This is a genomic window from Kitasatospora sp. NPDC127060 (assembly GCF_042724935.1).
Lineage (GTDB): Bacteria > Actinomycetota > Actinomycetes > Streptomycetales > Streptomycetaceae > Kitasatospora.
Genome location: NZ_JBHXEG010000092.1, coordinates 13105 through 33440 on the forward strand (window position 1 = coordinate 13105; position 20336 = coordinate 33440).

At 71.2% G+C, this 20336-nt stretch carries 16 protein-coding genes; 12 read left to right on the plus strand and 4 right to left on the minus strand.

All coding sequences use genetic code 11. The annotated features are described in order from the left end of the window. Positions 1–12 precede the first annotated feature (12 nt). From ACFWIS_RS34590 to ACFWIS_RS34600, 3 genes are all read right to left on the minus strand, one after another. Positions 13–768, minus strand: coding sequence for an ABC transporter ATP-binding protein (locus tag ACFWIS_RS34590; RefSeq protein WP_380453343.1), 756 nt, complete (start codon positions 766–768; stop codon positions 13–15). Positions 769–992: 224 nt separating this feature from the next. After that, positions 993–2387 carry an aspartate aminotransferase family protein gene (locus ACFWIS_RS34595; protein WP_380453341.1) on the minus strand — a complete coding sequence of 465 codons (1395 nt, stop codon included), beginning with the start codon at positions 2385–2387 and terminating at the stop codon, positions 993–995. Further along, positions 2384–2857 carry an Lrp/AsnC family transcriptional regulator gene (locus tag ACFWIS_RS34600; protein ID WP_030306695.1) on the minus strand — a complete coding sequence of 158 codons (474 nt, stop codon included), beginning with the start codon at positions 2855–2857 and terminating at the stop codon, positions 2384–2386. The genes ACFWIS_RS34595 and ACFWIS_RS34600 overlap by 4 nt, the downstream gene beginning before the upstream one ends. A 269-nt stretch (positions 2858–3126) precedes the next feature. Here ACFWIS_RS34600 and ACFWIS_RS34605 point away from each other — a divergent pair, with 269 nt between their 5' ends. The 3 genes from ACFWIS_RS34605 (at position 3127) to ACFWIS_RS34615 (ending at position 7514) form a co-directional block, all read left to right on the plus strand. Next, a complete protein-coding gene (locus ACFWIS_RS34605; RefSeq protein WP_380453339.1) occupies positions 3127–4602 on the plus strand; it encodes a gamma-aminobutyraldehyde dehydrogenase in 1476 nt (491 codons plus the stop codon). Between the two features lie 280 nt (positions 4603–4882). Then, complete coding sequence (locus ACFWIS_RS34610; RefSeq protein ID WP_380453337.1) at positions 4883–6241, plus strand: aspartate aminotransferase family protein; 1359 nt, start codon at positions 4883–4885, stop codon at positions 6239–6241. Positions 6242–6311: 70 nt separating this feature from the next. Continuing rightward, complete coding sequence (locus tag ACFWIS_RS34615) at positions 6312–7514, plus strand: spermidine/putrescine ABC transporter substrate-binding protein (RefSeq protein ID WP_380453336.1); 1203 nt, start codon at positions 6312–6314, stop codon at positions 7512–7514. An 83-nt stretch (positions 7515–7597) separates the two neighbouring features. Here ACFWIS_RS34615 and ACFWIS_RS34620 read toward each other — a convergent pair whose 3' ends face one another. After that, on the minus strand, positions 7598–9253 hold the full coding sequence (locus ACFWIS_RS34620) for a PucR family transcriptional regulator (protein ID WP_380453334.1): 1656 nt from the start codon (positions 9251–9253) through the stop codon (positions 7598–7600). A gap of 252 nt (positions 9254–9505) precedes the next feature. On the opposite strand from ACFWIS_RS34620, the gene ACFWIS_RS34625 reads away from it, so the two are divergent. From ACFWIS_RS34625 to ACFWIS_RS34665, 9 genes are all read left to right on the plus strand, one after another. Further along, positions 9506–11017, plus strand: coding sequence for a gamma-aminobutyraldehyde dehydrogenase (locus ACFWIS_RS34625; RefSeq protein ID WP_380453332.1), 1512 nt, complete (start codon positions 9506–9508; stop codon positions 11015–11017). Positions 11018–11073: 56 nt separating this feature from the next. Beyond that, on the plus strand, positions 11074–12333 hold the full coding sequence (locus ACFWIS_RS34630; protein WP_380453330.1) for a spermidine/putrescine ABC transporter substrate-binding protein: 1260 nt from the start codon (positions 11074–11076) through the stop codon (positions 12331–12333). Between the two features lie 37 nt (positions 12334–12370). Continuing rightward, complete coding sequence (locus ACFWIS_RS34635) at positions 12371–13510, plus strand: ABC transporter ATP-binding protein (protein ID WP_380453328.1); 1140 nt, start codon at positions 12371–12373, stop codon at positions 13508–13510. After that, positions 13507–14436, plus strand: a complete 930-nt coding sequence (locus tag ACFWIS_RS34640; RefSeq protein WP_380453326.1) for an ABC transporter permease — start codon at positions 13507–13509, stop codon at positions 14434–14436. Before ACFWIS_RS34635 ends, ACFWIS_RS34640 begins: the two co-directional genes overlap by 4 nt. Continuing rightward, positions 14436–15239, plus strand: a complete 804-nt coding sequence (locus tag ACFWIS_RS34645; protein ID WP_380453324.1) for an ABC transporter permease — start codon at positions 14436–14438, stop codon at positions 15237–15239. Before ACFWIS_RS34640 ends, ACFWIS_RS34645 begins: the two co-directional genes overlap by 1 nt. Positions 15240–15300: 61 nt before the next feature. Then, on the plus strand, positions 15301–16695 hold the full coding sequence (locus ACFWIS_RS34650) for an NAD(P)/FAD-dependent oxidoreductase (RefSeq protein WP_380453322.1): 1395 nt from the start codon (positions 15301–15303) through the stop codon (positions 16693–16695). Positions 16696–16852: 157 nt separating this feature from the next. Then, on the plus strand, positions 16853–17389 hold the full coding sequence (locus ACFWIS_RS34655) for a hypothetical protein (protein WP_380453320.1): 537 nt from the start codon (positions 16853–16855) through the stop codon (positions 17387–17389). Between the two features lie 163 nt (positions 17390–17552). After that, complete coding sequence (locus ACFWIS_RS34660; protein WP_380453318.1) at positions 17553–18338, plus strand: nucleotidyl transferase AbiEii/AbiGii toxin family protein; 786 nt, start codon at positions 17553–17555, stop codon at positions 18336–18338. 224 nt (positions 18339–18562) lie between these two features. Next, positions 18563–20086, plus strand: a complete 1524-nt coding sequence (locus tag ACFWIS_RS34665; RefSeq protein ID WP_380453317.1) for a CoA-acylating methylmalonate-semialdehyde dehydrogenase — start codon at positions 18563–18565, stop codon at positions 20084–20086. The last annotated feature ends 250 nt before the right edge of the window (positions 20087–20336 follow it).

A 20336-nucleotide genomic window follows, 5' to 3' on the forward strand; every position in this document is an offset into this window, starting at 1 on the left:
GGCTGGGCCTCGTCAGCGGCGGGTGGCCGTGACGGCGGAGGCACCGGCCGTGCCGGGGGCGGCGGGGCCGCGCGGGACGGGGGCGGCGGGTGCGGTGAGCCGTCCGTCGACGAGGGCGACGGCGCGGTCCGCGAAGCGGACGAGCTCGGGGTCGTGGGTGGCCAGGACGAGGGTGAGCTGGTGCGAGCGGGCCGCGCTGGTCAGTATCCGCAGGACCTGGTCGGCGGCCTCGCGGTGCAGCGGGGCGGTGGGGTCGTCGGCGAAGACGACGGGCGGCAGCGGGGCGAGGGCGCGGGCGACGGCGATCCGCTGGCGCTGGCTCTGGACCAGCCGGTCGGGGCGCTGCCGGGCGATCTCGCCGACGTCGAGGCGTTCCAGCCATTCGTCGGCGGCGGTGTAGGCGGCCTTGTTGCCGGCGCCGGCGAGCAGCAGCGGCAGGGCGACGTTCTCGCGGGCGGTGAGTTCGGGCACCAGGAGCGGCTCGGAGCCGACGAAGCCGAAGCGGTCGCGGCGGAGGCGTTCGCGTCCGGCCCGGCCGAGGGTGTGGACGGGGGCGCTGTTGAACCAGACCTCGCCCTCGTCGACCGGGAGCTGGGCGGAGAGGCAGCCGAGCAGGGTGCTCTTGCCGGAGCCGCGCGGACCGGTGACGGCGAGCACCTCGCCGTCGCGGACGCCGATGGAGATGCCGCGCAGGGCGGGGGTGCCGTAGTGGGACTTGACGATCCCTCGGGCCCACAGCACGTCGTTGTCAGGCGGTGCCGCTGACATGAGGTTCCATCCTGGGGGCCGCAGGGATATGACAGTCGTCAGATTAGAACGACCGGGGCCGGTCGCGGTTGCGGCGCTCTGGGCCATCACGGGCAAATCACCCGCATTCAGGCATGTTTGGTCGTACGACTGTGATGTTCCGTGCCGGTGGTGTGAACGCCGAAGGGCGGCCCCGCAGGAGCGGGACCGCCCTTCGGCGGAGGGTGGGAGGAGGGCTCAGGGGATCAGAGCTTGGCCCACGCGTCGGTGAGGCTGACCCGCAGGATCTGCTCGATCTCGTCGAAGGTCGACTGGTCGGAGATCAGCGGCGGGGCCAGCTGGATGACCGGGTCGCCACGGTCGTCGGCGCGGCAGTACAGGCCGTTGTCGAAGAGCGCCTTCGACAGGAAGCCGTAGAGCACGCGCTCGACCTCGTCGTCGTTGAAGGTCTCCTTGGTGACCTTGTCCTTGACGAGCTCGATGCCGTAGAAGTAGCCGTTGCCGCGGACGTCGCCGACGATCGGCAGGTCGCGCAGCTTGTTCAGGGTGCCGAGGAAGTTCGCCTCGTTGTCCAGCACCTTCTGGTTCAGGCCCTCGCGCTCGAAGATGTCGAGGTTGGCGAGCGCCACGGCCGAGGAGACCGGGTGGCCGGCGAAGGTGTAGCCGTGCAGGAAGGTGTTGTCACCCTTGTAGAACGGCTCGGCGATGCGGTCGGAGATGATCGTGGCGCCGATCGGAGAGTAGCCCGAGGTCATGCCCTTGGCGCAGGTGATCATGTCCGGCACGTAGCCGAACTTGTCGGCGCCGAACATGGTGCCGAGGCGGCCGAAGGCGCAGATGACCTCGTCCGAGACCAGCAGCACGTCGTGGCGGTCACAGATCTCGCGCAGGCGCTGGAAGTACCCGGGCGGCGGCGGGAAGCAGCCACCGGCGTTCTGCACCGGCTCGACGAAGACGGCGGCGACGGTCTCGGCGCCCTCGTTGAGGATCGCCACCTCGATCTCGTCGGCGCACCAGCGGCCGTAGGCCTCGGGGTCGACCGTGCCGTCGGGGCCCTCCAGGAAGGCCGGGGCGCGGTAGATGTTGGTGTTCGGGGCCTTGTGGGTGCCCGGCACCAGCGGCTCGAACGGGGCCTTCAGGCCCGGCAGGCCGGTGATCGACAGGGCGCCCTGGGGGGTGCCGTGGTAGGCGACGGCGCGCGAGATGACCTTGTACTTGGTCGGCTTGCCGATCAGCTTGAAGTACTGCTTGGCCAGCTTCCAGGCGGTCTCGACGGCCTCGCCGCCACCGGTGGAGAAGAAGACCTTGTTGAGGTCGCCCGGGGCGTAGTTGGCCAGGCGCTCGGCCAGCTCGACGGCCTTGGGGTGCGCGTAGCTCCAGATCGGGAAGAACGCGAGTTCCTTGGCCTGCTTGGCGGCGACCTCGGCGAGCTCGGCGCGGCCGTGACCGGCCTGCACGACGAACAGGCCGGCCAGGCCGTCGATGTACTTCCGGCCCTTGTCGTCCCAGATGTACGTGCCCTCGCCCTTGACGATGGTGGGCACGGGGGAGTTCTCGTACGACGACATGCGGGTGAAGTGCATCCACAGGTGGTCGTAGGCGGTCTTGGAAAGGTCCTTCTGCGCCGGGTCGGCTGTCATCGGGTGCCCCAGGTGTAGGTCTGTTTCCGGAGCTTCAGGTAAACGAAGCTCTCGGTGCTCCGCACGCCGGGAAGCGCGCGGATGCGCTTGTTGATCATTTCGAGCAGGTGCTCGTCGTCCTCGCAGACCAGTTCGGCCAGGAGGTCGAACGAGCCTGCGGTGCAGACGACGTAGTCGACCTCGTCGAGGGCGGCCAGCGCGTCGGCGACGGGCTCGATGTCGCCCTCGACCCGGATGCCGACCATCGCCTGGCGGGTGAAGCCGACGGTGAGCGGGTCCGTGACGGCGACGATCTGCATCACGCCCTGGTCGAGCAGCTTCTGCACGCGCTGCCGTACGGCTGCCTCGGACAGGCCGACGGCCTTGCCGATGGCGGCGTACGGGCGGCGCCCGTCCTCCTGGAGCTGCTCGATGATCGCCTTGGAGGCGGCGTCGAGGGGAACGCTCGCGTTTCGGTCGCGGTTGGCCACGCGGCCACTGTGCCTGATCGTTCTCCTGTTCGCAAGCGTGGAAGCTGCTGATTTCGTCGCGCTTCGGGAAAACGCATGCGGATTTCATCGTGTGTGCGGGATCCACCTGTCGATCCCGGCAGTGTTGCGGCTACCCTGGCACGGTACGCGCGCGCCCCGGCAGGGCGGCGCGCGTTCCGCCACCAGTGGATGGCGCCACCCCCGGGCCCGGCCACTCGGCACCCTTCGTAGGCCGGATCCGCCGACGTACCATGGCGCCGGAATCTGCAATGCCGCAGGCCCAGACCGAGGAGAGACCCGTGAGCGACCTTCGCACGCTGCGCAACTACATCGACGGTGAGTTCGTGGACGCGGCCGACGGCCGCACGCTCGACATCGTCGACCCGACCACCGGCGAGGTGTACGCGACGTCGCCGCTGTCCGGTGCCGCGGACGTGGACGCCGCCATGGCCTCGGCCGCCGCCGCGTTCCCGATCTGGCGCGACGCCACCCCGAGCACCCGGCAGAAGCTGCTGCTCAAGATCGCCGACGCGGTCGAGGCCCGGGCCGACGAGATCGTCGACGCGGAGGTGCGCAACACCGGCAAGCCCCGCGCGCTGACCCTCTCCGAGGAGATCGGCCCGATGGTGGACCAGATCCGCTTCTTCGCCGGTGCCGCCCGCCTGCTGGAGGGCAAGGCCGCCGGGGAGTACATGGACGGGATGACCTCGATCATCCGCCGCGAGCCGGTCGGCGTCTGCGCCCAGGTCGCGCCGTGGAACTACCCGATGATGATGGCGGTCTGGAAGTTCGCCCCGGCGATCGCCGCCGGCAACGCCGTCGTGCTGAAGCCCTCGGACACCACCCCGGCCTCCACCGTGCTGCTGGCCGAGATCATCGGCGGCGTGCTCAAGGAGCTGGACCTGCCGGCCGGCGTCTTCAACGTCATCTGCGGTGACCGCGAGACCGGCAAGCTGATGGTCGAGCACCGGACCCCGGCGATGGCCTCCATCACCGGTTCGGTCCGGGCCGGCATCCAGGTCGCCGAGTCGGCCTCCAAGGACGTCAAGCGCGTCCACCTGGAGCTGGGCGGCAAGGCCCCGGTCGTGGTCTTCGAGGACGCCGACATCGCCGAGGCCGTCGAGGGCATCTCGGTGGCGGGCTACTTCAACGCCGGCCAGGACTGCACCGCCGCCACCCGCGTGCTGGTGCACGAGTCGATCCACGACGCCTTCGTCGAGGCGCTGGCCAAGGCCGCGGCCGAGACCAAGACCGGCGGCGTGGACGACGAGGACGTGCTCTACGGCCCGCTGAACAACGCCAACCAGCTGAAGCAGGTCTCCGGCTTCATCGAGCGGCTGCCCGCCCACGCCAAGGTCGAGGCCGGTGGCCACCGGGTCGGCGACAAGGGCTACTTCTACGCCCCGACCGTCGTCTCCGGCCTGCTCCAGGACGACGAGATCATCCAGAACGAGGTCTTCGGCCCGGTCATCACCGTGCAGAAGTTCACCGACGAGGACCAGGCCGTCGAGTACGCCAACGGCGTCGAGTTCGCGCTGGCCTCCTCGGTGTGGACCAAGGACCACGCCCGCGCCATGCGGATGTCCCGCCGCCTGGACTTCGGCTGCGTCTGGATCAACACCCACATCCCGCTGGTCGCCGAGATGCCGCACGGGGGCTTCAAGAAGTCCGGCTACGGCAAGGACCTGTCGTCCTACGGCTTCGAGGACTACACCCGCGTGAAGCACGTCATGACCGCGATCTAGCGGGTCGTGACCGTCGGGCGCTGTATGACCGCGATCTAGCGGGTCGTGACCGTCGGGCGCTGTATGACCGCGATCTAGCGGGTCGTGACCGTCGGGCGCTGTGCGGCCGCGATCTGATCAAGCTGATCGATCTGATCAGTGCTGAAGGTCGTCTGAACTGACAAGGGGCCCGGGTCTTTTCGACCCGGGCCCTGTCGCTTTGCACCCTGTCGGCGGGTCGGGTGTCCGGCTGACAGGATGAAACTGCACTTCGGGGGCGGCCGGCCCTAGCCTTACCGGCATGAGCATCCCCACCGCTGACTCAGCCGCCGGCCAGGCCGTCAAGGCGACCGACCGCGCACACGTCTTCCACTCGTGGTCCGCCCAGGCGCTGATCGACCCCCTCGCGGTGGCCGGCGCCGAGGGCTCGTACTTCTGGGACTACGACGGCAACCGCTACCTGGACTTCTCCTCGCAGCTGGTCAACACCAACATCGGCCACCAGCACCCGAAGGTGGTCGCCGCGATCCAGGAGCAGGCTGCCAAGCTCTGCACCATCGCCCCCGGCTTCGCGGTCGAGTCGCGCAGCGAGGCGGCCCGGCTGGTCGCCGAGCGCACCCCCGGCGACCTCGACAAGATCTTCTTCACCAACGGCGGGGCCGAGGCGGTCGAGAACGCCGTCCGGCTGGCCCGGCTGCACACCGGCCGGCAGAAGGTGCTGTCCACCTACCGCTCGTACCACGGCGCCACCGCCAACGCGATCGCGCTGACCGGCGACCCGCGGCGCTGGGCCAGCGAGACCGGTGTCTCCGGCGTGGTGCACTTCTGGGGCCCGTACGCCTACCGCTCGAACTTCCACGCCGAGAACGAGGCGCAGGAGTGCGAGCGCGCGCTGGAGCACCTGGAGCAGGTGATCGCGTTCGAGGGTCCGGGCACGGTCGCGGCGGTCATCCTGGAGACGGTGGTCGGCACCGCCGGCATCCTGGTCCCGCCGCCGGGCTACCTGGCCGGGGTGCGGGAGATCTGCGACCGGTACGGGATCGTGTTCATCCTGGACGAGGTGATGGCCGGCTTCGGCCGCACCGGCGAGTGGTTCGCCGCCGACCACTGGGGCGTCGTGCCGGACCTCATGACCTTCGCCAAGGGCGTCAACTCGGGCTACGTCCCGCTGGGCGGCGTGGCGATCAGCAACGAGATCGCCGCGACCTTCGCCGAGCGGCCGTTCCCCGGCGGGCTCACCTACTCCGGCCACCCGCTGGCCTGCGCCTCGGCGGTGGCCACCATCAACGCCATGGCGGAGGAGGGCATCGTCGAGAACGCCCGGCAGATCGGCGAGACGGTGCTCGGCCCCGGCCTGCGCGAGCTGGCCGAGCGGCACCCGTCGATCGGCGAGGTGCGCGGCCTGGGCGTGTTCTGGGCGCTGGACCTGGTGAAGGACCGGGAGACCCGCGAGCCGCTCGTCCCGTACAACGCCGCGGGTGCCGACAACGCGCCGATGGCCGAGCTGGCCGCCGCCTGCAAGCGGCGCGGGCTCTGGCCGTTCGTCAACATGAACCGCTTCCACGTCGTCCCGCCGTGCACCGTCACCGAGGAGGAGGCCAAGTCCGGCCTCGCGGTGCTGGACGAGGTGCTGTCGCTGGCCGACGCGCACACCGTCTGACGTACCTACCAGGACGGCCCCGGGCGCACCCGCGCGCCCGGGGCCGTCCCACGCTCCGGAAGGCCCCCACATGTCCCGCAGCTCCACCCCGACCCGCCGACCCTCCCACCCGTCCCTGCTGCGCCGGCGCTCCGTCCTCGGCGGGGCCGCGCTGCTCGGTGCCGGCACGCTGTCCGGCTGCGGCATCCCGTCCGCGTACGTCGCCGAGGACCGCCGCTCGGCGCCGGACCGCTCGGAGCGCGACAAGCGGCTGAACTTCTCCAACTGGACGCAGTACATCGACACCGACGACCAGGGCCGGCGGCCCACCCTGGACGCCTTCAGCGAGCGGACCGGGATCGCGGTCACCTACACCGAGGACATCAACGACAACGACGAGTTCTTCGGCAAGGTCAGCCCGGTGCTCACCCAGGGCGCGGACCCGGGCCGGGACCTGATGGTGATCAGCGACTGGATGGCCGGGCGGTACGTCTCGCTCGGCTGGGTGCAGGCGATGGACCGGGACAACCTGCCCAACGTCACCGCCAACCTGGACCCCCAGCTGGCGCACCCGGTCTTCGACCCGGGGCGCCGGCGCAGCGTGCCCTGGCAGTCCGGGATCACCGGCATCGCGTACAACCGCAAGGCGCTCGGCCGGGAGCTGAAGTCCACCGCCGACCTGTGGGCGCCCGACCTCAAGGGCCGGATCACACTGTTCGCCGGGCTGGACGAGGCGCTCGGGCTGCTGATGCTCTCCCAGGGCGCGGACATCGCGCGGTTCACCGACGACGACGCCCACCGGGCGATGGACCTGGTGCAGAAGATGGTCGACACCGGCCACGTGCGCCGTTTCACCGGCAACGACTACACCAGTGACCTCGCCTCCGGTGCCGCGCTCGCCTGCCAGGCCTACTCCGGTGACGCCGTCCAACTCACCGCCGAGAACCCGGACATCGCCTTCCTGGTGCCGGAGGAGGGCGGCGAGCTGTGGGCGGAGAGCCTGATGATCCCCAACCGGGCCGTGCACAAGCGCAATGCCGAGGCCCTGGTCGACTACTACTACCAGCCCGAGGTGGCCGCCGAACTCGCCGCCGCCGTCCAGTACATCTGCCCGGTGCCGGCCGCCCGCGAGGTGCTGGCGGACAGCGGGGACAAGGACAAGGCCGCACTCGCCGAGAACCCGCTGGTGTTCCCGACCGAGGAGATGCGGGCCAGGCTGCACGGCATGCGCGACGTCACCTCGGCCGAGCGGCCGGAGCTGCACAAGGTGTGGGGGCGCATCACCGGCGTCTGAACACCGGGTCTGAACACCGGGTCTGAACAGCGGGGTCTGAACAGCGGGATGCGAACAGCGCGGTGGGACGCCGGGTGCGGCGCTCAGCGGCGAACGGCGTCCAGGGCGAGCAGCGCCACGTGCAGGGACAGGCAGGACTCCACCTGGTCGAGGTCGACGCCGAGGATCCGCTCGACCTTGTGCAGCCGGTCGTAGAAGGACGGCCGGGACAGGTGGGCGGCGTCGGCCGCCGCCGACTTGTTCCGGCCCTGCTCCAGGTAGATCCTCAGCATCTGCACCAACTGTCCGTTGTGCTCGGCGTCGTGGGCCAGCAGCGGGCCCAACTCCCGCTCCACGTAGGTCTGCAGCCGGGCGTCGTCGCGCAGCAGGTGGAGCAGGCCGCGCAGCCGGACGTCCGGCAGCCGGTAGTAGGAGGCGGTCCGGCCCCCGCCGGGCGCGTCGTGCAGGGCCGCGTCGGCGACCTGGGCGGCCTCCAGCAGGGTGCGCCGGGCGTCGCGGACCGAGCCGACGGAGGAGCCGACCGCGACCACCGGGCCCGGGGCTTCGGGGCCCTCCCGGCCGGCCTCGGCGGACATCCGGCGCAGGGTGGCGGAGAAGGAGTCCAGGGCGGCGTGCTCGTCCTGCTGGGTGCCGAGCGCGATCAGCAGGCCCACGCCCTCGTCGTCCAGCGCGCCGACCAGGGCGGAGAGCCGGCAGGCCCGGACCGCGCCGGCGGCCAGCTCGGTGAAGTCGCGCAGCCGGGCCTGCGCCTCCAGCGCGGCCGGGATCGGCCCGCGGCGCTGGCGCAGCACCACGCCGACCAGTCGGCGGCCGTCCAGCGGGACGCCGAGCGCCTGGGCCCGCAGGGCCACCTCGGAGACGGTCAGCGCGTGGGTGAGGATGCCGGAGAGCAGGGTGCGGTGGGTCTGCCGCTCCAGGCTCTCCCGGTCGCGCACCACCAGCCGGTTGAGCGCCAGGGCGGAGGCGCCGCGCTCCAGCAGCATGGCGTGCGGGTGCGCCTCGCCCTCCGGTAGCGGGCCCGGCTCCAGGGCGAGGACCAGCCGGCCCCAGTCCTGGCCGCGGGCGCCGACGGTGGTCACCAGCCAGCCGCTGCGCGGGTCGTGGCCGGTACGGCCGGGCGGGCGGACTCCGCGGGAGCGGCGCTCCCAGTCCTCCAGGAGCTCGGTCTCCGGGCGTCCGGCGGTGTCGTGGGCGAGCACCTGGTGGGCCAGGTTCTCCAGGACCACCGGCGCGCCCGCCATCCGGGCCACCTGGCGGATCACCTCGGGCGGCTCGGCGCCCTCCACCACCAGCTCGTTGAAGACCTGGTGGACCGACTCGGAGATCCGCAGCTGTTCCAGCTGGGAGTTCACCACCAGGGCGTGCACGGCCTCGGTGACGGCGACGAAGCGCACCTCGCGGCGGAGCGTGATCAGCGGAAGTCCGCGCTGCTCGGCGGCGTGCACCAGGGCGCGCGGGAGCGAGTCGAAGTAGCGCCGGCCGAACTCGACCACCAGGCCGGCCACGCCGACCTCGTCGAGGTCGCGGACGTAGCGGGCCAGGCCCTCGCGGTCCTCGGGCAGGGCGATGCCGGTGGTCAGCACCAGCTCGCCGCCCTGCAGCATCCCGGCGACGTCCGGCAGTTCGCTGACGTGGACCCAGCGGACCGGACGCTCCAGGCGGTCGGCGCCGGCCACGACCTGGGGCAGGCCGCGCCGCATCACCTCCAGGTCGAGGACTCGGGCGACGGTGGGGAGCATCGCGGGCCTCCTGGGGGCCGGGGGAGGGGCGGTAGGGGAGGGGACAGAGTGTCAGGAGAATCATCCATCGTCCGAACGACCTGTTGCCCTGCGAAGAGCCTTGCACTCTGTAAGGCCCTTCGTGTCGAGACTGTCGAAGTGACCCTTGTCACGTCAACCCCGCAGTTGGCAAGGTCAGCGGGACCGCAGACCCCCACCGCGGAAGCGTTTCGCCGCAGCGCGGTCGAACCGCGAGCACTTGGAGGAACCCAGATGGACCTGACCGACTTCGGCGCGGGCGCGCAGTACATCGCGGGCCGTCAGGCCCGGGGGAGCGGCGAGCCCTTCCAGGTCGTCAACCCGGCCGACGGCAGCGTGGTCGAGCAGGTCGCCCTGGCCACCGCCGGGGACGTGGACGCCGCCGTCGCCGCCGCCCGGGCCGCCCTGCCCGGCTGGTCCTCCGCCACCCCCGGCGCCCGGTCCGAGGCGCTCACCCGGCTGGCCGCCGTCCTGGACGCCGCCGCCGACGACCTCGCCCGGGTGGAGACCGCGCAGACCGGAAAGCCGGTCAAGCTGGCCACCGAGTTCGACGTCCCCGGCACCGTCGACAACGCCGCGTTCTTCGCCGGCGCCGCCCGCAACCTGGAGGGCAAGGCGGCCGGGGAGTACTCCGGCGACCACACCTCCTACGTACGGCGCGAGGCGATCGGCGTGGTCGGCTCGATCTCGCCGTGGAACTACCCGCTGCAGATGGCCGCCTGGAAGATCCTCCCGGCGATCGCGGCGGGCAACACCATCGTCCTCAAGCCAGCCGAACTGACCCCGCTGACCTCGCTGATGTTCGCCCGGGCCTGCACCGAGGCGGGCATCCCGGACGGCGTGGTCAACGTGGTCACCGGCGCCGGGCGCACGGCGGGCGAGCACCTGGTCTCCCACCCCGACGTCGCGATGGTCTCCTTCACCGGCTCCACCGCCGTCGGCCGGCGGGTCGCCGAACTGGCCACCGCGAGCGTCAAGCGCACCCACTTGGAACTCGGTGGCAAGGCCCCCTTCGTGGTCTTCGACGACGCCGACCTGGACGCCGCGGTGCACGGCGCCGTCGCCGCCTCGCTGATCAACGGCGGCCAGGACTGCACCGCCGCCACCCGCGCCTACGTCCAGCGCCCGCTCTACGACGCCTTCGTGGCCGGCGTCGCCGAGCTGTACGCGGCGATCCGGATCGGCGACCCGCGGGACCCGCGCACCGACCTCGGCCCGCTGGTCTCCCACGCCCACCGGGACCGGGTGGCCGGCTTCGTGGAGCGCGCCCGCTCCTACGCCACCGTCGTCACCGGCGGACCGGCGCCGGTCGAGGGCCACGACGGCTTCGACCTCACCCGCGGCGCCTACCACGCGCCGACCCTGATCACCGGCGCCGCCCAGGACAGCGAGATCGTCCAGGGCGAGGTGTTCGGACCGGTGCTGGTCGTACTGCCCTTCGACGGCGACGACGAGGGCCTGCGGCTGGCCAACGACACCCCGTACGGCCTGGCCGCCTCGGCCTGGACGAGCAACGTGCACCGCTCGCTGCGCGCCACCCGGGAGATCGCCGCCGGGTGCGTCTGGGTCAACGACCACATCCCGATCATCAGCGAGATGCCGCACGGCGGTTACAAGGCGTCCGGCTACGGCAAGGACATGTCGCAGTACTCGCTGGACGAGTACACCCAGGTCAAGCACGTCATGTTCGACACCACCGCGGTGGCCCGCAAGGGCTGGCACCGCACCGTCTTCGGAGACAGATAACCCCTCAGACCGGGGTGCTCCCCCCACGCACCCCTCTTCCCCAGGAGGCCCGTTCCATGGCGTTCAAGGCGTTCGACGAACTCACCGGCGGTCTGCCCGAACCGGTCCGCAAGGCCTGGGAACGCAGTCTGACCAGCGGCCGGGCCGCGGTCGGCCGCCGCAGCCTGCTGCGCGCCGCCGCCCTGACCGCCGGTGCGGGAACCCTGGCCGCCTGCGGGATCCCGGCGGCCCCCCGGGCGACCGGCGACTCGACCGCCAACGCGGCCAAGGACCTCTCGGAGAGCGAGAAGGAGGTCGACTTCTCCAACTGGCCGCTGTACGTCGACACCGACGAGAAGGACAAGCAGAAGCACGGCACCCTGGACGCCTTCACCGCGGCCACCGGCATCGCGGTCAAGTACAACGAGGACGTCAACGACAACGTCGAGTTCTTCGGCAAGGTCAAACCGCAGCTGGCGGCCGGCCAGGACACCGGCCGTGACCTGGTGGTGCTCACCGACTGGATGGCCGCCCGGCTGATCCGGCTCGGCTGGGCGCAGAAGCTGAACCCGGCGAACGTCACCACCGCGATCACCAACGTCGACTCCCGTTTCCGCGCCCCCGACTGGGACCCGGGCCGGCTCTACTCCTACCCGTGGGCGGGCATCCAGGTCGTGGTCGCCTACAACAAGAAGGCGACCAGGGGCAAGGAGGTCACCAGCGTCTCCCAGCTGCTGGACGACCCCGAGCTCAAGGGCCGGGTCACCTTCCTCTCCGAGATGCGCGACAGCATCGGGATGGTCCTGCTGGACATGGGCAAGGACCCGGCGAAGTTCACCGCCGACGACTACGCCGGTGCGATCGCCCGGGTGCAGAAGGCCGTGGACAACAAGCAGATCCGCCGCTTCACCGGCAACGACTACGGCCAGGAGCTGTCCTCCGGCGACATCGCCGCCTGCGTTGCCTGGGGCGGCGACCTGATCCAACTGCGCGCCGACAACCCGGACATCGAGTTCGTCGTCCCGGAGAAGGGCTTCATCTCCTCGACGGACAACCTGCTGGTCCCGGCCAAGGCCCGGCACAAGACGAACGCGGAGAAACTGATCGACTTCTACTATCAGCCGAAGATCGCGGCGCAGCTGGTCGCGGGCATCGGCTACGTCTCCGCCGTCACCGGGATGAAGGAGGAGCTCGCCACCCTCGCCCCGGACAGCGCGGCCAACCCGCTGGTCGTACCCACCCCCGAGATGGCGGCCAAGGCGCACGTGTTCCGCACCCTCACCGAGGCCGAGGAGAGCGACTTCGAGCAGAAGTTCTCCAAGCTCATCGGCGCCTGACCCCCACCCCCGGCCGACAGACCCAGGAAGACACCCCATGACAGACCAGCTGCGCGACACGGCCGGCGGCGACGTCCGCCTCACCGGCATCGGCAAGACCTACGGCTCGTTCACCGCCGTCCACCCGCTGGACCTGACCGTCCCCCAGGGCTCCTTCTTCGCCCTGCTCGGCGCCTCCGGCTGCGGCAAGACCACCACCCTGCGCATGATCGCCGGCCTGGAGGAGCCCACCAGCGGCACCGTCCTGATCGGCGGACAGGACGTCACCGCACTGCCCCCGTACAAGCGGCCGGTGAACACCGTCTTCCAGAGCTACGCGCTCTTCCCGCACCTGGACATCTTCGAGAACGTCGCCTTCGGCCTGCGCCGACGCGGCAAGAAGGACGTCAGGAAGCAGGTGGAGTCCATGCTGGAGCTGGTCGAACTCGGCCAGTACGCCCGGCGCAAGCCGCACCAGCTCTCCGGCGGCCAGCAGCAGCGCGTCGCGGTCGCCCGCGCGCTGATCAACCACCCCCAGGTGCTGCTGCTGGACGAGCCGCTCGGCGCCCTCGACCTCAAGCTGCGCCGCCAGATGCAGCTGGAGCTCAAGCGGATCCAGACCGAGGTCGGCATCACCTTCGTGCACGTCACCCACGACCAGGAGGAGGCCATGACCATGGCCGACACCATCGCGGTGATGAACGGCGGCCGGGTCGAGCAGCTGGGCGCGCCCGCGGACCTGTACGAGAACCCCGGCACCACCTTCGTGGCCAACTTCCTCGGCCAGTCCAACCTGCTGCCCGCCGAGGTCACCGGCGGCGCGGGCGAGGACCTGCTGCTCACCGTGGCCGGCACCCGGCTCGCGGTGCCGAAGGCCCGCTGCGCCACCGGGGCCAAGCAGGTCCACCTGGGCGTGCGCCCGGAGAAGATCACCATCACCCACGCCGCCGAGGAGGTCGCCGAGGGCCGCAACAAGCTCGCCGGCACCGTCCTCGACTCCAGCTTCATCGGCGTCTCCACCCAGTACGTGGTGCGCACCGACGGCGGCCAGGAGGTCACCGTCTTCGAGCAGAACATGGAGCGCGACGCCCGGATCGTCCCCGGCGCCCCCGTGCTGCTGCACTGGAACCCGGCGCACTCCTTCGCCCTGGACGCCTCGCAGGCGATCGACGCGGGCACCGGGGAGGAGGCCGCGTGACCACCACCACCCCGGCGGCACCGCCACAGGTCGTACCGCTCCCGGAACCGGAGCGGAAGCCGCGGCGCAAGCTCACCCCGTACTGGCTGCTGCTGCCCGGCATCGCCTGGCTGGTCGTCTTCTTCGCCGTGCCGATGCTGTACCAGGGGTCCACCTCGCTGCAGACCGGGTCGCTCGAAGAGGGCTTCAAGGTCACCTGGCACTTCTCGACCTACTGGGACGCCCTGGTCGAGTACAAGTGGCACTTCGTCCGCTCGTTCTCCTACGCGGCCATCGCCACCGTGCTCTGCCTGGCCATCGGCTACCCGCTGGCGTACACCATCGCCTTCAAGGCGAACCGGCGCTGGCGCAACGTCATCCTGATCCTGGTCATCGCGCCGTTCTTCACCAGCTTCCTGATCCGCACGCTGGCCTGGAAGACCATCCTGTCCGACGGCGGGCCGGTGGTCGGCGCGCTCAACACCCTGCACGTCCTGGACGTGACCAACGCGGTCGGGCTCACCTCCGGGGACCGGGTGCTCGCCACCCCGCTCGCCGTGGTCTGCGGCCTGACGTACAACTTCCTGCCGTTCATGATCCTGCCGCTGTACACCTCGCTGGAGCGGATCGACCCCCGGCTGCACGAGGCGGCCGGCGACCTCTACGCCCGGCCGTTCACCACCTTCCGCAAGGTCACCTTCCCGATCTCGCTGCCGGGCGTGGTCGCGGGCACCCTGCTCACCTTCATCCCGGCCTCCGGCGACTACATCAACGCCCAGCTGCTGGGCTCGCCCAGCGAGCAGATGGTCGGCAACGGCATCCAGAAGCAGTTCCTGAACGTGCTCGACTACCCCACGGCCGCCGCGCTGAGCTTCATCCTGATGGCCCTGATCCTGGGCGTGGTGACGGTCTACATGCGCAAGGCCGGGACGGAGGAACTGGTCTGATGTCCCGCATCCTGAAGTGGGTCCGCGCCCACCTGGTGGTGCTGGCCGGGCTGCTCGCCCTGGCCTACCTGGTGCTGCCCAACCTGGTCGTGCTGGCCTTCTCGTTCAACAAGCCGGTCGGCAAGTTCAACTACGAGTGGAACGAGTTCTCCACCGACGCCTGGACCAACCCCTGCGGCGTGGCCGACATGTGCCAGTCGCTCTCGCTCAGCCTGCAGATCGCGGTGCTCGCCACCATCGGCGCCACCGTGCTCGGCACCATGGTCGCCTTCGCGCTGGCCCGTTACCGCTTCCGCGGCCGCTCGGCCACCACCGCGATGATCTTCCTGCCGATGGCCATGCCCGAGGTGGTCATGGCCGCCTCGCTGGGGACGCTCTTCCTCAACATGCGCATCCCCTTCGGCTTCACCACCATCCTCATCGCCCACGTCATGTTCTGCCTCAGCTTCGTGGTGACGGCCGTCAAGGCGCGCGTGATGAGCATGGATCCGAGGCTCGAACAGGCCGCCCAGGACCTCTACGCGACCCCCGTCCAGACCTTCCTGAGGGTCACCCTCCCGCTGGCCGCCCCCGGCATCGCCGCCGGCGCGCTGCTCAGCTTCGCGCTCTCCTTCGACGACTTCATCATCACCCAGTTCAACTCGGGCCCGACCACGGTCACCTTCCCGATGTTCGTCTGGGGCGCCTCGCAGCGCGGCATCCCGGTGCAGGTGAACGTCATCGGCACCGCGATGTTCGTCGCCGCGGTCGCGCTGACCGTGGCCGGCCAGTGGCTCGGCAACCGCCGGAAGGCCACCGCCTGACCTACGGTCGGTCAGCGGTGGCTCGAACCGTCATCTATCCGTAGAAAGTGGCTGATAATGCATGGACTCCGCCCGCGCGCTCAGTGACGCCAGGCCCACCCCCTTCTGGCTGGAGGATCCCGGCCGGCCGCAGCCGCTGCCCGCCCTGGTCGGCGACACCAGCTGCGACCTGCTGGTCGTCGGCGGCGGCTACTCCGGCCTGTGGACCGCCCTCATCGCCAAGGAGCGCGACCCCGCACTGGACGTCGTCCTGGTCGAGGGCAACGAGGTCGGGTGGGCCGCGTCCGGGCGCAACGGCGGATTCTGCGCCGCCAGCCTCACCCACGGCTTCGGCAACGGCCTGGAGCGCTGGCCCGGCGAACTCGGTCGGCTGGAACGCCTCGGCACCGCCAACCTGGACGCCATCGAGGCCACCCTCAAGCGCTACGGCATCGACGCCGAATGGGAGCGCACCGGCGAGATCGACGTCGCCACCCAGCCCCACCAGGTCGAGGAACTCCACGAGGTCGCCGAGGCCGTCGCCCGCTACGGCTTCGACCTCACCGTCCTGGACGCCGACCAGCTGCGCGCCGAGGTGAACTCGCCGACCTTCCTCGGCGGCCTCTGGGACAAGGACGGCGTGGCGATGGTCCACCCCGCCAAGCTCGCCTGGGGCCTCAAAGACGCCTGCCTGGGCCAGGGCGTCCGGATCTTCGAGCACACCCGGGCCACCGAGCTGCGGGAGCACGGCAGCGGCATGGCCGTCCGCACGCCGTACGGCCGGGTCTTCGCCCGCAAGGTCGCGCTCGGCACCAACGTGTTCCCGTCCCTGCTCAAGCGCGTCCGTCCGTACGTCGTGCCGGTGTACGACTACGCGCTGATGACCGAGCCGCTCAACGACCAGCAGCTCGCCGCGATCGGCTGGCGCGGCCGGCAGGGCCTCGGCGACAGCGCCAACAAGTTCCACTACTTCCGGCTCTCCGCCGACAACCGGATCCTGTGGGGCGGCTACGACGCCGTGTACCACTACGGCGGCCACGTCCGGCACGAGTACGACCAGCGACCGGAGACCTTCCGCACCCTGGCCGACCACTTCTTCCAGTGCTTCCCGCAACTGGAGGGGCTGCGCTTCACCAACGCCTGGGGCGGCGCCATCGACACCTGCAGCCGGTTCTCGGCGTTCTTCGACACCGCCTACCGGGGCAAGGTCGCCTACGCCGTCGGCTACACCGGGCTCGGCGTCGGCGCCACCCGCTTCGGCGCCGAGGTGATGCTCGACCTGCTCGCCGGCGAGCGCACCGAACGCACCGAGCTGGACATGGTGCGCTCCAAGCCGCTGCCGTTCCCGCCCGAACCGGTGCGCTGGGCCGGGATCGAGATCACCACCCGCTCGCTGGAGCGCGCTGACCGCAACGGCGGCCACCGCAACCTCTGGCTGCGCACCCTCGACCGGCTGGGGCTCGGCTTCGACAGCTGAACCGTCGGCCGCCGCCGCCGGCCACCGCTGGGTACTGCCGGGTACGTGCCCGCGACCCGTGTAAGAGGGACCCGCCGTCCGCCTCTCCTTGGTGACGGCGGGTCTCGTGATCCCGCCGCGCCCGACCAGCACGAACGGCGAGAAGCGGGGACGCGACATGGAGAGCACCGGACTGCACTGGCTCGCGCAGGTGGCAGCGGACCCGGAGGACTTCCGGGAGCAGTGGGAACGCACCGGACTGGGCCTGGTGCTGCTACCGGCCGGGCGCCGATGGGACGTCCTCGCCGTCCCCGGGCCGCTCGGGCGGGGTGCCCTGGACGTGCTGGGCGGCCTGCACGGCGGCTCCTGCGGGCCGGGCGTCGGTCCCGGCCCCGCTTCGGCCACCGGTTCGGCCTCCGCTCCTGCCTTCGGTTCGGGCCTCGGTTCGGGCCTCGGGACGGGCCTCGGTCCGGTCCTCGCCGACTTCGGCGATGAGCACGTCAGCTTCCTGATGCCGGTCGGCACCGCCGCCCGTTGGGTCGGCACCGGCGTGCGCTGCGCGGGGGAGGGCACCTGGATCGTCGTCCCGCACCCCGGGCGGAGCAGCCGGGGCGTGCGCTGGCTGGTGCCGCCCGACGGCTCCGGGCGGCTCAACGACCCGGTCCTGTTGGAGCTGGCCCTGCACGAGGCGGCGGCGGGGCTCGGGGGCTGGTAGCGCGGGGCGGCCCGCGCCGACGGGATCATGACGGGACCACGGCGGCAGCGCGAGGTCGTCGACGGCGGCTCTGCGGTTCTCGACGGCGGCGTGTGGTTCTCGGTGGCAGCGTGCGGTTCTCGGCGGCAGCGCGCGGGGCGGGTGGCCGGGTCAGACTGGAGGCGTGACCACCGCCCCGCACGCCGTCGACGCGTCCCTCCGACCGGGCCCCGCCCAGCTGCGGCTGGCCGCCCTCGCCGGGCCCGTCTGCATCCGGTACGGCTTGGCGCTGGCCGGCGGGCACGCACTGCGCGCCCACGGCGTCGCCGCCTGCCCGCAGGACGGGCTCACCCTGGCCACCGGCGGGGCCGACCTGCCGGAGGTGGCCGCCGTGCTTGCCGAGGCGTACCGTGCGGCCGGCGGCGTGGCCGTCGAGCGGCCCGGAACGCCTCGACTGGAACAGCTGACCGTACGGCTGGCGCTGGGCGGGCGGTCGCATTCGGTGGAACTGCGGAAGGAGCCGCTCGGCCACCGGCCGGTCCCGCTGGACTTCGGCGTTCCGGAGGCGGACCGCGGGGTGACGGAGCCGGGCGAGCCGCCGGTGGTCCTGCCGGTGGTCGCCCTGGAGGACGCGGCGGCGCTCACCACCGCGCTGCTGGTCGATCGGGGCATGCCGCGCGACCTGATCGACGTGCACGCCCTCACCCGCAACTACCGTGAGGGTGAGCTGCTCGCACTGGCAGCGGAGTTGGATCCGGACTTCCAGCCGGGCGCGCTCGCCGACCGGCTGGAGACGCTGGCCGAGGCGGCGGACGGCCGGTTCCGCGCCCGGGGCGTCGAGGCCGCGGCGGTGGACGGGCTCAAGCGGTGGGCGCTCGCCTGGGCGCAGGACCTCCGGCTCGACCTACTGGAGACCCAGGAGGCGCCGGACGGGCTGCACGACCCGTACCTGGAGGACGAGGAGTCCTGAACCGGCTGTCGTCCCGCCTCGCGCGTTCGGCGTAGCGACCGGACGACCTGTAAGGCTGAATCCGCGATACCCGTCAGCCTGTTCGTTGAGCCGTGCTCCGGCGGCCACCAGACTGGGAGACGAGCGCGGTAGCCCCGTGAATTTCCGTCGCCCGGCCCTCTCTCGGGCGGCGCCAGACCGGACCGGTGGCAGGACGCCGCCCGGGACTTCGGAGGCAGACGGACTTGAGCAAGCACATCACTCACTGGATCGGCGGTCAGCCGGTCGCCACCGCCGGTGCGGCGCCCCGCCGCGGCGACATCTTCGACCCGGCCACCGGCCAGGTCGCCGGCCAGGTGGACTTCGCCGGGATCGCCGAGGTCGACCAGGCCGTGGCAGCGGCCGCCTCGGCCTTCGCCGAGTGGCGCACGGCTTCGGTGGCCAAGCGGAGCACGGTGCTCTTCGCCTTCCGCGAGCTGCTGAACGCCCGCCGCGACGAGCTGGCCGCGATCATCGTGTCCGAGCACGGCAAGGTGCACTCGGACGCGCTCGGCGAGATCGCCCGCGGCCTGGAGGTCGTCGAGTACGCCTGCGGCATCCCGCAGCTGATCAAGGGCGGCTTCACCGAGCAGGCCTCCACCGGCATCGACGTCTACTCGATCCGCCAGCCGCTCGGCCCGGTCGCGATCATCTCGCCGTTCAACTTCCCGGCCATGGTGCCGATGTGGTTCTTCCCGATCGCCATCGCGGCCGGCAACACCGTCGTGCTGAAGCCCTCGGAGAAGGACCCGTCCGCCGCCAACTTCCTGGCCGGACTGTGGAAGGAGGCCGGGCTGCCGGACGGCGTCTTCAACGTCGTGCACGGCGACAAGGTGGCCGTCGACCGTCTGCTGGAGCACCCGGACATCAAATCCGTCAGCTTCGTCGGCTCCACCCCGATCGCCCGCTACGTCTACGAGGGTGGTACCCGGTACGGCAAGCGCGTGCAGGCCCTCGGCGGCGCCAAGAACCACATGCTGGTGCTGCCCGACGCCGACCTCGACCTCGCCGCCGACGCGGCCGTCAACGCCGGCTTCGGCGCGGCCGGCGAGCGCTGCATGGCCGTCTCCGTCCTGGTCGCCGTCGACCCGATCGGTGACGAGCTGGTCGACAAGATCAAGCAGCGGATCGCCACCCTGAAGGTCGGCCCCGGCTGCAACGGAGACTCCGAGATGGGCCCGCTGGTCACCGGCCAGCACCGCGACAAGGTCACCTCCTACGTCGAGTCCGGCGTCGCCGACGGCGCCGAGCTCGCGGTGGACGGCCGCAAGCACCCGGTCACCGCCGAGGACAGGAACGGCGCCCCGACCTCGGACGGCTTCTGGCTCGGCCCGACGCTGTTCGACCACGTGAAGCCCGGCATGTCCGTCTACAACGACGAGATCTTCGGCCCGGTCCTCTCCGTCGTGCGCGTCGCCTCCTACGACGAGGGCCTGGCGCTCATCAACGCCAACCCGTACGGCAACGGGACCGCCGTCTTCACCAACGACGGCGGCGCGGCCCGGCGCTTCCAGTTCGAGGTGGAGGTCGGCATGGTCGGCATCAACGTGCCGATCCCGGTGCCGGTCGCCTACTACTCCTTCGGCGGCTGGAAGGCCTCGCTGTTCGGTGACGCCCACGCGTACGGGCCGGACGGCGTGCAGTTCTTCACCCGCGGCAAGGCCGTGACCCAGCGCTGGCTGGACCCGTCCCACGGCGGCATCAACCTCGGCTTCCCCACCAACAGCTGAGCCAGCCGAATCCAGCAGGCCGGACCCCTCTACCTGGGGCCCGGCCTGCCCCCCTTTTGCAGGTCGTTTGCATCCGGACGCAGATGCGCGTACAGTTCTTCGAGCTGCCTGGCAGGGAGCACCGGACACGCGTGAGCGCGGACGGTCCCGCGGCAGCCAATCCCTTGAAACACCACTTCCGGTTCGTGCCGGTCGTTTCGCTTTTCGCGTTGCGGCCTGGTGCTTATTCGGCGTGCGCTTTTTATCGGAT